A 13065-nucleotide genomic window follows, 5' to 3' on the forward strand; every position below is an offset into this window, starting at 1 on the left:
AAATCATTGCCGCTACAGCAAGCCTCGCTCTGCCAGCAGCTCCTTAATTTGCTCGACCGCAAGCCGCGGACTCGATAATACCGGCTTGCCTGTCGCCTCTCGTACGGCCCCCTCCATTCGCGCCATTGATCCTTGGGCCAATACGATAACATCCGCTTTATCGCTGACCGCAAGCGCCGTTTCCAGCAAAATGCGGTCATGCTTTGCCGGATTCCCTCCGACCAGAGCGTCGAAGGCTCCGGCTGCGAGCCCGTTCAAGACGGTGACCTCTTTGCCAATGGCTTCCGCCTGCTTCGCCAAAAAACGCATCGTCGGCTCAAGCGTTGAAGGCAGTGTGGCCAGCACTGCAATCGCGTCGTATTCGGCTACCGCCTTGGCGGTCATTGCCTCGTCAATTTTAACGAGCGGCACACTCAATTGTCCCTTCGCAGTATCAGCCACTTCGCCGACGGAGGAGCAAGTATTCAGAATAAGATCTGCTCCCAGCTCCTCCCCATGCTGAAAATATTGCGTTAGCCGCTTGCTCACTCCAGCCGGTATATGCCCTGCCTTGACGACATCGCCAATCAGGCTGTCATCTATAATGTTGACAAGCCGCACACCTGGCAGCACTTCCTGAAACACAGCCTTTAGCGGATCAGCAAGCCCTTGTCCGGTATAAACCGCAACTACCGTTGTCATATCCCCAGCCTCCATTTGGATTGATTATTGAACCTGTTCTCTAAGCCGCGATTCAGAACTACCAGACCAATTCATTCTCTATCCGCCTTATGCTGCCTTCACGCATAGGCGCTTTCTCATATACCTGTCTGCCGCTGTAGAACGGATGATGCTCTCCTTCTGGCGAAATGCCAATGACATCATCGCCCTGCCACTGGGTTATGAACGTTTGCCCGATTGCGGTTTCAACCGTCTGGCGGCGCGACAGCGGGAACGTTATTGTAATTGTTTCCCCAGCGAATGCTGCGCCAAGCAGCAGGAAGCATTCATTTACCCAGCGGCTCGGCTCGCTGCCCTTGCCCTGCTCCGTGCTGCCGTTCAACTCGCGGGTAAAGGCTACTTTCGCGAAGCCCGCCCATTCGGGAATACGCACCTGAAGGCGCGGAATATCGCGGTGGATATGCAGCACCAGCTTGCCTTCATGCGGCAAATAGCTGTCAACGTCGAGCCAAGCCGAGCTGCGGTTGAGCAGGAAATTAACGCTGACCGTGCCTTTTTTCTCGGTAACCGTGTTGCTCCAGCCCATGAACAGCCCGCGCGTCCCTGAGCCAAGGCAGCAAATTTGCAAATCATTCGTATGTCCCCGCCCGTGGTTGACATTACAGCAAAAATCATTCGGTGCCGAGTACCCGGCAAAAGCGCCCCGCGTACGCTTGGCAATATTTTCATGCGTAATGAGTCCAGGAATGTTGCCGGATCGGTCCTCCGTTTCCTTCACCCAGTCCATATCGAGCAATTGCGACTCGGCAAGATGGTTGCGAATATAACGCTCGGTCACTCCCCAGTAACGGGTATAGCCGCTTTGCGCGAGCGTAATGCCCGTAGAGATGAGATCGACGAGCGAGCAGGTTTCATGCTCATAGGCCTGCTCCTTCATGTCGCCGGGGGTCCAGCCAAAGGCGGTACACTGGGTTACGGCCCAAGCGTAGCTTTTTTCCACAAAGCTGAGCAGCGCTGCATCCCCCGTGAATACGCCAAACCGCGCCAATGCGTCGAGTGTTCCAAGTCTTGTATGAAAATGTCCGCTGCGGTAAGCGAGCGCATCGTTAAAGCTGCCATCGGCGTTGAACACGCCGCTTCGCTGTACGATGAGGGCCGTGAAAAACTGGCACAGCTCGAACGCATCCGCATTGCCAGTCAGCTCATGGTATTTCAGCAGCGGCATTACGAGCCGTCCGCAGAAGGCAGCAGGATCTGGCGCAAGCCGCAGCAATATGGCATTGGAAGAAGGCCAGCCGCCCTCCTTATATTCCGACGCCGGATAATACCACACATCGCGCTCTTTAATTGCAATCCTTTTAAGTGCTGCAACATGATTATCCGCCGCCTCCTTCACCAAAGGATCACCCGTCTCCATATACCAGCTCGTCAGCGATAAAATGACCGCGCGCTGGTCAATCAAATTCGCATTCGGCTCCCAGTTGTGATGCGGGTTTGTCTGGCGGTAGCTCAGGCCATCTTCCTTGAAAAAAGAGAGCAGATTCGCCCGGTATTTCTCCTCCGTCTCCTTGCCAAACGTTTCCCCCGACATATGACGGGCCAAAATCATCCCGTCCACCATCCGGCCATGAGACGAGCCATAATCCCAGTCCCCATGTGTCAAATTGGCTGGCTCCTTCATTAGGTTTGCAGCAAAAAAAGGGATATCGTTATAATCGCGGTCTGCCATTCCCACAATTGCATTCATCGCATGTCCTGCTCTGTCCGCAAGCGTCAGCGTAGCTGGTATTTGTCTCGTTTGCATCGCAAGTCTCTCCCTAATCGTTTATTGCGGCGTTTTACCTGCTGCGCCGCGGTATTCGCCAATCGTTTGCCCGGTTTTCTTTTTGAAAATTTGGCTGAAATAACGGTAATCCTCATAGCCAACAAGCTCGGCTATTTCATAGTTTTTATACTGCGGATAACGCATCAGCTCGGTCGCCTTGGCAATCCGATAGTCGATTAAGTAATCGACAAAGCTACTGCCCGTCGTTTTCTTAAACAAACGACCCACATAATCGGCATTCAAAAAGCGGCTTTCTGCAATTTGCGGCAAGCTAAGCGGCTGGTCATAATGCAGCTCTATCAGCTTTTGGATTTCACGGATCAGCTGCTCGCCATGCCGTCCTTGGCTGTTGCCGCGCGGGGCAGCAAGAGCAGGCAATATTTGCTCCTCGAACAGCAGCTTAACCGAAACATGATCCTTGCGCAGCCGGATAAGCTCCATATAAGCGAGTGCGCTTTTCCCGCTCAATTGCTCCAGACTAGTGTGCGCCGCTTGAAGCTGACGCTCCAGCGCATGCACCAGCATGGTGGCGCTCCGGCGCAAGCCATCCACCGTCTGCGAGGGCGCTGCAAGCGCATTGAAAAAGCGATTGAATTCCGCGCGCAGCTGCTCTACATTGCCAAGCTGCAGCTGCACGAGAAGCGCTTGTTCCAGCTCAGTCGGGTAAAAATCTGCATTTCCAGCACTGGTCGGCAAATGGGGCGGCTGCTTAACCAACATTTCCTCCGGCTCCAGCGCGCACTCCACAAATTCCATAATCGCCATATCGCCCAGCTGCCTCCCATCCAGACGCTGCTGAAGCTTGCTGTAGACAGCTGGAAGCTGATTTGGCGGGCAATCCTTGCTCCCAGCACTAATGCTGTAGCTTGTGCCCGTCTCCTCGCGAAGTATGCCCTGAAGCAAAGTCGCAAGCCGCTGTATTTCCGCATGCTCAAAGCGGCTGCCAAACAAGCAGAGGGCTATTTCGCCAAGGTTAATCGGAGAGGCGGCGGCGACAAATGACCAGCAGCCTTCAAAATAAAAGGACTGGCACTGCTGCAGCCTTGTCTCTATGATCCCAACGGCCTCTTGAATGCTGACCTGCTCCGTATAATAGTCTGGCTGAGCGAGCAGCAGCAGCGCTTTATTGCCCGCTGCTCCTTCTGGAAGCTCGGTTAAGCTCTGCGTCAAGGACGCTCTCTTTGCCTCTGGTATGACTGACGATGGAGCAGAAGCTTGAGTTTGAGCCTGTGCAAGCGGCACGCCTCGCTGTAAAATGTCCAGCAGCCATTTTTTCTGGCTGTCCCGACGCTGCTGCTCCTGCCTTAGGTCACGTTCGCTGAGCAGTGACAGCGCCTTGCCGAGCACCGTAATCAATTCCTCCCGCTTAAGCGGCTTAAGCAAATAATCAAACGCCTTATGACGAATGGCTTCCTTCGTATATTCGAAATCCGAATAACCGCTGACGACGATCGTCACAACGTCTGGCAGAGATTCCGCCAGCATGCCGAGCAGTTCCTTGCCGTCGAAGCCCGGCATGCGCATATCGAGAAACAGCAGGTCGGGTTTATGCAGCAGCGCCAGCTCATAGCCTTCTTCGCCATCGACCGCTTCACAGGCAAGCTCAAGCCCAAGCTCCTCCCATGGAATCATTTGAATAAGTCCCCGCCGTATCCAGCGTTCATCGTCTACAACCATAACCTTGCGCATGGCCCGCTCCCCCTTCCTGCTGCCCTTGTATGCTTCGCTTAGCCTTTTACCGAGCCCGCAGTCAAGCCGTCAATAATGTAGCGCTGCAGGAACAAATAAATAATTAGCACCGGTGCAATGACAACGATCATAAAGGCAAAAACAACGCCCCAATTCGTGCTGTATAACGTAACAAAGTTAAATACTTGAAGCACAATCGTCCATTTCGTGCTGTCCGTGACCAAATAAAACGGGCCGAAAAAGTCATTCCATACCGATACAATGACGACGATGGAGACGGTTACCAGCACCGTGCTGATAAGCGGCAAAATGATTTTAAAATATAATCGGAAGTAGCCGCAGCCCTCTAAAATCGCCGCCTCATCCAGCTCGCGCGGCACCGATTTAATAAACCCAACAAGCAGAAACACCGCAAACGGCAGCAGCACTGCTGTATAATACATAATGATGCTTAAGTAGCTTCCCTTCATGTGCAGCAAATCCATCAGTCGAATTGTCGGAATAATGGATACAGGAACGATTAGTCCCATAATAAAGGCAAAATAGACACCCTGCAAAAACTTCCCGCCGCGCCGCTGAATGACGAATGCAGCCATGGAGGCGAAAAAATTGACGCTGACGACGACGAGCGCCGACAGCAGGAAGCTATTTTTGAAGCCGCGCAGCAGGTTATCCTGGTTAAATACCTCTTCATAGTTGCTAATCACCCAATGGCTTGGCAGCGTCAGCCCGAACAGCGCCGACTCGCGAATATCCTTAAACGAGTTAATGAATATCATAAAAAACGGAATGAGAATGAGCAGAGATAGGCAGATCGCGAGCAGCTCCAGCAGCAAAGGAGAATATTTTCGGCTTCTCACATTTCCACCTCCCTCTTCTTCATTGCCATTAAGACCGGAACGCCCACTAGCGTGACAAGTGCGAACAACAGCATGTTAATCGCCGTCGCGTACCCCATTTCACCGGAGCTGAACGTATTGCGGATGTACGTATAAAACACTTCCGTCGTATAGCCCGGACCGCCTTCGGTCAGCACCATTACGATTTCGAACACCTTCATCGAGCCAATCATCGCCAGCAGCACATTAACTGTGAACGCCGGAGCGAGCAGTGGAAAAACAACATGCTTGAACCGCGTCCAATAGTTCGCCCCATCAATGGATGCGCTCTCCGTCAAATCCTTCGGAATAAACTGCAAGCCAGCCAAATACACGACCATCGAAAAGCCAGCTACCCGCCAAATGTCGGTCATAATGACAGTGAATAGTGCGAAGCGTGGATCATTCAGCCAATCCTGAACCATAAAATCCATGCCGAGCAGTCCGAAAAATTGATTGACGATGCCATGCTCAGGATGATAGATCGCCCGGAAAATGTAACCGATAACGAGTGGAGCGATGACATACGGCATAAAAAAGATCATCCGAAGCAGATTGCGCAGCTTCAGCTTTTCATTCAACAATAGCGCCAAGGCGAGGCCGACTGCATTTTGCAGCAGCGTAACGGCGGCGGCGAAAATAAGGGTGTTTATAAAAGCCTGCTTCAGACGAGGCTCGTTAAACAGCTCCTTGTAATTTTCAAGTCCAATAAATTTAATCGCATCGGCGTTAATATTCCAGTCCGTAAAGCTGTAATAGATTCCGATAAGGGTTGGCGTGATGAAAAACAATAAAAATACGAACAATGCCGGAAATGAAAAATATAGCGGATATTTGCTTCTCTCCATAGGGGCTGCCCTCCTGCTCCTGCCTCGTTTGAACGGAATGCCGGGGCGAAGCCTCGATCACTCTGATCGCATCGCCCGCAGCATCTATCCCGTCCGGTAATCAACAGCTTCGGCTTGCCCTGCTGCCGTCTCTGTCTTTTATTTGTTGCTTAGCTCATTTATTCAAAGCCTTCAAGACGCTTTGCTTTGCCATCCTTCACATAGTTCGCATCCATCTCTTTGATCGCGGTGTCTACATCGCCTGTAATATGGAAGTTTTGCAGCGTTTTACCGAAATCAAGAAACGATGCCGTCAGGCGGTTTTGAATATTGACCTTCGATTTACCTTCATCAATGTAGCCCTTGACCGTTTGCTGCATCGGATACAGCTCGCTCGTAGCATCCTTGAACACTGGAATGCCAGGCTGGCTTTGGTAGAAGGTATTGACGCTCTCCTTCGAGATCATAAATTTAACCAGCTCTTTGGCTGCATCCAAATTTTTCGCTTTTGACGGCACCATCAGCTGGTTCGGAGGCGTAATCATCGCCGTGCCTGTGTCCGTTGCAGTTGGAAAAGGGAAGAAGCCGATTTTATTCGTTACAAAATCTTTGCCAAATTTCTTCTCAAGCTGCGGCAATATACCGTCCAGCATAAAGGCCATCGCTACCTTGCCCTCGCCAAGCTCGTTTTGCAGCTCGTCGAATGTGCCGGACAGCGTATTTTTTTGGAGCAAGCCTAGATCCTTAATTTCCTTCGATTTTACAAAAAGGTCCTTGAGCGACGCGATGTCCGACAGCTTAAGCTGATTGACGTTCAGCTTCTGTACGCCTTCGTCGCCGATTTCCTGATCAACCTGGCTAACCCAGCCAGTCAAATAAAAGACTTGTGTCGGCCAGCCATCCTTTACTCCTTCGTAGAACGGCGTTACGCCGTCGCCCTTCAGCTTTTTAGCAATTTCAATCATATTCGCATAATTAGTTGGAGCGGCAACGCCCGATTTTTCAAAAACGTCCTTATTGTAAAAGACGCCCATCATACCTGTTTTGCCAAAAGGCACGCCATAAGCTTTGCCATCCGCATTCTTCTGGAAATCTACAATCGTATCAATGACATTGTCCCAAACGCCAGCCTCGCCGGACCATTCGTACAGCGTCTCATCCGCTCTGAGCTTTACATATTGCTTCGTGCCCGGCTGCATGAGGAATACGTCAGGGAAATCACCTGTAGAGAAGCGAGTTTTCAGCATATTGTCATAGTCGCCGCCGGGCAGCGCCTGTACCTCGACCTTATTTCCCGTCTTCGCTTCAAATTCTTTGAAAATAAGATTGTAAGGCGTGACATCCTCCGTATTCGGAATTAGAAAGGTCAGCGTAACGGGCTTCGCTGACGGCTGGGCTGAGGCTTCAGCAGAAGGGCCTGCTGTTGCTGTTCCCTCTGGGGCATTCGTCCCTTGCGTGCTGCCATTGTTGCTGCCGCAAGCTGTTAGTGAAAATGCTCCCAGCATTAGCGCCATTGTGAGGTGAACCGCTTTCATCTTTCTCATGATAAGACACCCTCTCATTCATAATGATCTGCCTCTTTATTGTATTGAAAGCGCTTCCTTAATTCTGTCTATGATTTTGACTTCTAATGTTGAATATTCCGACTTTTATGAATCCGTTTCCAATTATTCAGGAATAAGAAGCTTAATTTCGGTACCTGCACCTTTGCAGCTATTAATATGAAACTCAAACCGGTCCCCATAACGAATCCGATAACGCGAATACACGTTTTGCACCCCGATGCCGCTGCGCGTATCCGAGCTGAGTCCTTCGCCCTGTTGAAGCGGAGGCTTCAAGCTGCTTCTGATGTCGGCCAAATGCTTGTCGGATATACCCACGCCGTCGTCTTTGACAATGAGCATGATGCTGCCGCCCTCCCTGCTAACGATTACAGCGATCGTTCCTTTGCCGCGTTTGCGTTCAATACCGTGGAATACCGCATTTTCAACGAGCGGCTGAAGCGTCATTTTAAGCATAGGAATGCTGTATAGGTCGTCATCAATTTGCAGCTCAAAGGAAATTTTGTCCTCAAAGCGAATGCGTTGAATGTTCATATAAGCTTCAATTTGCACAAGTTCCTCCTGCAAGGTGACGATTTCATCCTTGTTTTTCGTATTGTAGCGAAAAATATCAGCAAGCGACTGCGCCATTTCACTAATTTCCTGAACTTGATAATAGTCGGACATCGCCCGGATGCTGTCTAGCGTATTGTACAGAAAATGCGGATTGATCTGCGAATAAAGCATGGCGAGCTGTGCCTCCTGCAGCTTAATCTGATTCACATACCGCGTCTCAATCAAATGTTGCAGCTCATCCTGCATCGCATTGAAGTTCATGCCGATTCTGCCGATTTCATCATTGCGCCGCACCTCGACGCGCACCGAAAAATCGCCACGTTTAATGCGGTTAACCGTCTTGTACAGATCTAGAATCGGCTTCGTAATTCGCTGCCCGAACACAACCGAAATAATCAGCGTAATCGCAAAGGCAATGAGAGCGGTTGCAATAACCGTCGTCTTAATAATGTCTAGTGCGCCAAAAATATCATGCTTTGGCACAATAAGCACAGCCTTCCAGTTCGAATAAGCGGAATTCGTATACGAGACGAGTCGATCCTCGCCATCCAGACCCAGCCAAAACTTGCCTTGACTGCCGTTAATACGGCTCGTCAGCTCCTTCCCGCCTGCATAACGCTGCGCATCACCAGATGCATAAACAAGCCTGTTGCCTTCGTCAAGAATGACAATGCTGCTGTTTGGCGAAAGCCCGTCGTTTCGTCCAATGCTGTTGAACAGCTCGGCACGATATTCGGCACGCACTAATATAAACTGCTCGGGATTGGAGAAATCGCGGATCATAATGGAGGAAAAATAGGCCGTTTCCCCATCCAATGTCCGGTCTTCCGCTGGAATAAAGCCGCTGTAAAATACCTCGCCATCCTTCGCTACCGTTTGGCGAAACCATTCGGAGCTCCGCACCTTCGCCGGATTATGCTGACCGCTTTCGTCAGAGGAGCTAAGCAGCTCGCCGTTGCTATAATAAATTTGAAAACGCAAAAAATCACGAATGGGCGTGACATTGAAGCTTTTTAAATACAAATCGCCGATTTTCTGCCGAAACAGGAACCGTTCGCGATCGCTAAGCTCGGGGTAACGATTAACGCCGTCAATATAGCTCTGTTCATTGTAGGAGGCCAGCAGCAAATTGCGCTTGCTATGAAAATCATTGTCCATATTTTTTTCAATTTGCTGGACGAGCAGCAGGCTGGCAGCCTCCGCTTGAGTCGCCATCGTTTTGTAGGAAATATAGAAGGAAACCGAGCCGACCAGTGTAATACACACCAATATAATAATAAAGTAGCTTAACAACAGCTCATTGCGCAGCCGGATAATAATTCCCCCTCGGAGCAAACTTGTTTTAGTACCATTATAACGAATTGGGAGAAGTGAACCTATAACAAAAAGTGTTTATATAATAGCCAAAAGTAACCAGCTGTAAGTTATAAAAAAACTCGGGATAATGGTATAGTTCATGTATCAGGCAGATATTCCCCACATACAAAGGAGAATTGAAAATGAGAAAACTCGTTCTTTTTCTGCACGCTTCGCTCGACGGATTTGTAGAAGGACCAAATGGTGAAATGGACATTGGCTGGGTTTCCTATGATGCTGATTTGGAGAAACACGCGCAAGAAATTTTGAGTACTGCCGACACCGTCCTCTGGGGACGTGGGACTTATCAGATGATGCACAGTTACTGGCCATCTATGCTTTCGGCTCCATCAGCTTCGCAGCACGAACGGAATCATGCCGAGTGGATCGAAAAAACAGCAAAACTCGTTTTTTCCACGACACTGGAGAAAGTGGAATGGAATAATTCCAAACTCGTGAAAGAAGATGTCGAGGAAGAGATCAAAACCCTCAAGCAGCAGCCAGGTAAGGATATGGTCATCCTCGGCAGTCCTAGGTTCGCACACCACCTTATGCAGCTTCATTTAATTGATGAGTATAAAATTACGGTTTCTCCCGTCCTGCTCGGTAAGGGATTGCCGTTATTCCAAGGCATCAAGGAGAAGACCAATCTTAAGCTGATCGACAACAAGACCTTTGATTCTGGAGCCATAGGTCTCGTTTATCAGACGGTAAGATGAGCTTGTCACTTATTCCAGAATTGGGATGTATATTCCGACCGAGCATGGTCACCCGTGCTAGCTGGAACGCCTCTTCGACGTTAATCTGTTTCGTCACTCCCTACTTGAGTAGAGGGAGCTCTAAAAACTAACGCTTAAAAAGCCCAGAGCCGCTTCTAGGAGAAGAAACGGCTTTGGGCGAAAGAATCTGTTTCCTTTTCATTATGAAACGTAATAATGGATCGGAAAAACGGGGCTCTTCCGAAAGCTTTCATCCCCCGCAGGACTGGCTTGACTAGTCATTAACTTGACTGATTAAGCGGTAACAGCCGGAGCCAATTTCCAGCACCGTTTGGCTGACAAAGGCATCCAGCACCTTAATATCCTCGCTGCCAGATAGACTAGCTGCTCCATCAATTGCCTTGACCGTCCCAGGAATGTATAGCGTTGCCGTTGTATTAGCCGGAATGATTACGTTTAACTGGAACTCCCCGGACTTATCCATTTGCCACTCTACTTCGATTTTTCCATATAACGAAGAAAAATGGGATTTTACATAAGCAAGTCCGCCGCCCGGCTGAGGACGGATAATCGCATGACGGAAGGCAGGTGCTCCCTTGTCTGCTTCAATGCCTGCCATATAGCGGAACATCCACTCGCCAACGGAGCCTAGCGAATAATGATTGAATGAATTCATCTGAGGCGTCTGGAAGCCCTTCTCCTCCGTCCAGCCATCCCAGCGCTCCCAAATGGTCGTCGCTCCATGCTTGATGGAATACATCCACGATGGAAAAGCTTCCTGCAACAGCAGCGAATATGCTACGTCGAGCTGGCCGTTATCGGACAGCGCGGGCAGCAAATACCCAACGCCGAGGAAGCCCGTCGTCAAGCGGTTCCCGCGATTGGCAATATCTGCTGCGAGATGGCGGACCGCCTTTAATCGCAGCTCTTCTGTAAGCAGACCAAATTGCAGCGCAAGCACATATACCGTTTGCGTCTCCCCATGTATGCGGCCCTCCTCCGTTACAAAAGCAAGGCGGAATGCTGCGGCAATGCCCTGAAACAGCTGCTCCAATCGGCGAGCATCCTCCTCCTTGCCCAGCACGTCGGCAATTAACCCCAGCACCTTCGTGCTATAGGCAAAATAAGCGGTTGCCAGCACCTCGTTTGGCGTATCGGCATCAATGGACAGCCAGTCGCCATAGTTGGCATAGTTTGGCCTTACTAGCTCTTCGGTCGTCGCGAGCAAGTAATCGACCCATCTGCTCATTGCCTCATAATGCGTTTCCAAAATCCGTATATCGCCATACATTAAATACAGCGTCCAAGGAATAATGACGCCAGCATCGCCCCAGCCTGCATTATCTGGCGCATACCAGTTCAGGCGCGTGCTCCAGTTTTTATAGCGAATCCAGCCTGCATCCGGCGCCACATCGGTGAAAGCGCCCGATGGCTGCTGGCAATCAACCATATCCCACATAAATTTATTGAAAAACCTTGCCACATCCATATTGTACGAGGCTGTACGCGCAAAAATCTGCGCATCCCCCGTCCAGCCAAGGCGCTCATCCCGCTGAGGGCAATCGGTTGGCACCGACAAGAAGTTGCCCCGCTGCCCCCACGTAATGTTGGAAAACAACTGATTTATCATCGCATTCGACGTTTCCAAATGCCCTGTCTCCGGCGTGTCGGAATACACAACCTTGCCTGTAATCGTATCCAAATCAGGCTCGCCGGGATATCCAATCAGCTCTACATAACGAAAGCCATGGAATGTGAAATGTGGCTCATAGCGCTCCAGCCCTTCGCCATTAAGCGTATAATGCTCTTGCTGAACAGCAACACGCAAATTTTCCAAATACAGCGAGCCATCAGGACTCAGCATTTCCGCATGGCTGATCGTGACCGTCGTGCCGCGTTCACCGCTAACACGAAGCTCCGTCCAGCCGACCATATTTTGTCCCATATCAAAAATATAGCTGCCGCTCGGTGTCCGCTCCATCCGAATTGGCCTAATCGTCTTCATTACCTTAATCGGCGGTTCGTTAGACGCCACAAGCATGCCGTTATAGCCAGGGCGCACATCCGGCTCCTCCCACAGGCTGTCATCAAAGCCTGCTTCCGACCAGCCCATCATTTCAAGCCGCGCGTCATACGCTTCGCCCATAATAAAATCGGAATATAAAATAGGCCCTTTACTTACCTTCCACGTATGATCGGTTGCGATACTTTGCTTCGTGCCATCCTCATATTCCACATAAGCCTGCATCATAAAAAACGGACGCTCTCCGTACACCTTGTCGCCAAGAAAGCCAACCGTTCCCGCATACCAGCCTTCTCCAATAATGACGCCAAAGGCGTTGTCGCCTTCATGCAGCAGCGGCGTAATATCATAAGCCTGCACCTGTGAGCGGACATTATAGTCCGTAAAGCCTGGGGCAAAATAATCCCCTACCCGCTGCCCGTTAACGTATAGCTCGAACAAGCCAAGCGCTGTCGCATAGACCATAGCGCGGCGCACCTTGCCGCCCAAGGTGAATGGCTTGCGCAAGTGGGGCGAGGGCTGTCTGCCTGCTGCTTCCTCATCATGCTTGCGGCCAATCCATTTACCTCGGTACGCTGCCCTATGAAGCAGCCCTACCGTCCAGAAGCTTGGCTCACTCCATTCCGATACGCGCCCATAATTGTCCCAGACGCGCACCTTCCAAAAACATTCGGCCTCCGCCTCAAGTGGACGGCCGCCATATTCCACCTGAATGGAATCGCCCGATTCCGTTTTTCCACTATCCCAGCGATCACCCTCATCTGCGCCCAGCCGCTCTATTGAAGAAGCGACCAGCACCTGATACGCTATTTGGCGAACAGAACGCTTCTCTGAGCGCAGCTTCCAGAACAAGCGCGGCTTAGCCGCTTCAATACCGAGCGGATTCGTCATATATTCCGTTTTGCAATCTTCAATGATTAATGACATTAAATTTCAACCCCCTAAAGTATTAACGCTTCACATATTTCTTT

General features: G+C 50.5%; 9 protein-coding genes. 1 reads left to right on the top strand and 8 read right to left on the bottom strand.

The genetic code is table 11. From position 1 onward, the window contains the following. Nucleotides 1-12: 12 nt before the first annotated feature. The 7 genes from V5J77_RS13860 to V5J77_RS13890 all read right to left on the bottom strand — a co-directional run bounded on the left by V5J77_RS13860 (nucleotide 13) and on the right by V5J77_RS13890 (nucleotide 9331). Entirely contained in the window at nucleotides 13-681 is a 669-nt protein-coding gene (locus V5J77_RS13860) for an aspartate/glutamate racemase family protein (protein WP_338551435.1), read from the bottom strand. Nucleotides 682-739: 58 nt separating this feature from the next. Beyond that, nucleotides 740-2464, bottom strand: coding sequence for a hypothetical protein (locus V5J77_RS13865; protein WP_338551436.1), 1725 nt, complete (start codon nucleotides 2462-2464; stop codon nucleotides 740-742). Between the two features lie 21 nt (nucleotides 2465-2485). Then, complete coding sequence (locus tag V5J77_RS13870) at nucleotides 2486-4174, bottom strand: response regulator (RefSeq protein ID WP_338551437.1); 1689 nt, start codon at nucleotides 4172-4174, stop codon at nucleotides 2486-2488. A 38-nt stretch (nucleotides 4175-4212) separates the two neighbouring features. After that, complete coding sequence (locus tag V5J77_RS13875; RefSeq protein WP_338551438.1) at nucleotides 4213-5034, bottom strand: carbohydrate ABC transporter permease; 822 nt, start codon at nucleotides 5032-5034, stop codon at nucleotides 4213-4215. Further along, complete coding sequence (locus V5J77_RS13880) at nucleotides 5031-5900, bottom strand: sugar ABC transporter permease (protein ID WP_338551439.1); 870 nt, start codon at nucleotides 5898-5900, stop codon at nucleotides 5031-5033. Before V5J77_RS13880 ends, V5J77_RS13875 begins: the two co-directional genes overlap by 4 nt. Before the next feature lie 158 nt (nucleotides 5901-6058). After that, nucleotides 6059-7423 carry an ABC transporter substrate-binding protein gene (locus V5J77_RS13885; RefSeq protein WP_338551440.1) on the bottom strand — a complete coding sequence of 455 codons (1365 nt, stop codon included), beginning with the start codon at nucleotides 7421-7423 and terminating at the stop codon, nucleotides 6059-6061. 123 nt (nucleotides 7424-7546) lie between these two features. Next, nucleotides 7547-9331: a sensor histidine kinase gene (locus V5J77_RS13890; protein WP_338551441.1), complete on the bottom strand. Its 1785-nt coding sequence runs from the start codon at nucleotides 9329-9331 to the stop codon at nucleotides 7547-7549. Nucleotides 9332-9495: 164 nt separating this feature from the next. On the opposite strand from V5J77_RS13890, the gene V5J77_RS13895 reads away from it, so the two are divergent. After that, a complete protein-coding gene (locus V5J77_RS13895) occupies nucleotides 9496-10071 on the top strand; it encodes a dihydrofolate reductase family protein (RefSeq protein ID WP_338551442.1) in 576 nt (191 codons plus the stop codon). 274 nt (nucleotides 10072-10345) lie between these two features. Here the strand turns inward: V5J77_RS13895 and V5J77_RS13900 are convergent, their stop codons facing one another. Next, nucleotides 10346-13021, bottom strand: a complete 2676-nt coding sequence (locus tag V5J77_RS13900) for a family 78 glycoside hydrolase catalytic domain (protein WP_338551443.1) — start codon at nucleotides 13019-13021, stop codon at nucleotides 10346-10348. Between the last annotated feature and the right edge of the window lie 44 nt (nucleotides 13022-13065).

Source organism: Paenibacillus sp. KS-LC4, from assembly GCF_036894955.1.
In the GTDB taxonomy this organism is placed as follows: Bacteria; Bacillota; Bacilli; order Paenibacillales; family Paenibacillaceae; genus Pristimantibacillus.

Excerpts from the sequence above, each read along its gene's own strand:
- V5J77_RS13860 (WP_338551435.1), bottom strand. The coding sequence starts at position 681 with ATGACAACGGTAGTTGCGGTTTATACCGGACAAGGGCTTGCTGATCCG.
- V5J77_RS13865 (WP_338551436.1), bottom strand. The coding sequence starts at position 2,464 with ATGCAAACGAGACAAATACCAGCTACGCTGACGCTTGCGGACAGAGCA.
- V5J77_RS13870 (WP_338551437.1), bottom strand. The coding sequence starts at position 4,174 with ATGCGCAAGGTTATGGTTGTAGACGATGAACGCTGGATACGGCGGGGA.
- V5J77_RS13880 (WP_338551439.1), bottom strand. The coding sequence starts at position 5,900 with ATGGAGAGAAGCAAATATCCGCTATATTTTTCATTTCCGGCATTGTTC.
- V5J77_RS13885 (WP_338551440.1), bottom strand. The coding sequence starts at position 7,423 with ATGAGAAAGATGAAAGCGGTTCACCTCACAATGGCGCTAATGCTGGGA.
- V5J77_RS13895 (WP_338551442.1), top strand. The coding sequence starts at position 9,496 with ATGAGAAAACTCGTTCTTTTTCTGCACGCTTCGCTCGACGGATTTGTA.
- V5J77_RS13900 (WP_338551443.1), bottom strand. The coding sequence starts at position 13,021 with ATGTCATTAATCATTGAAGATTGCAAAACGGAATATATGACGAATCCG.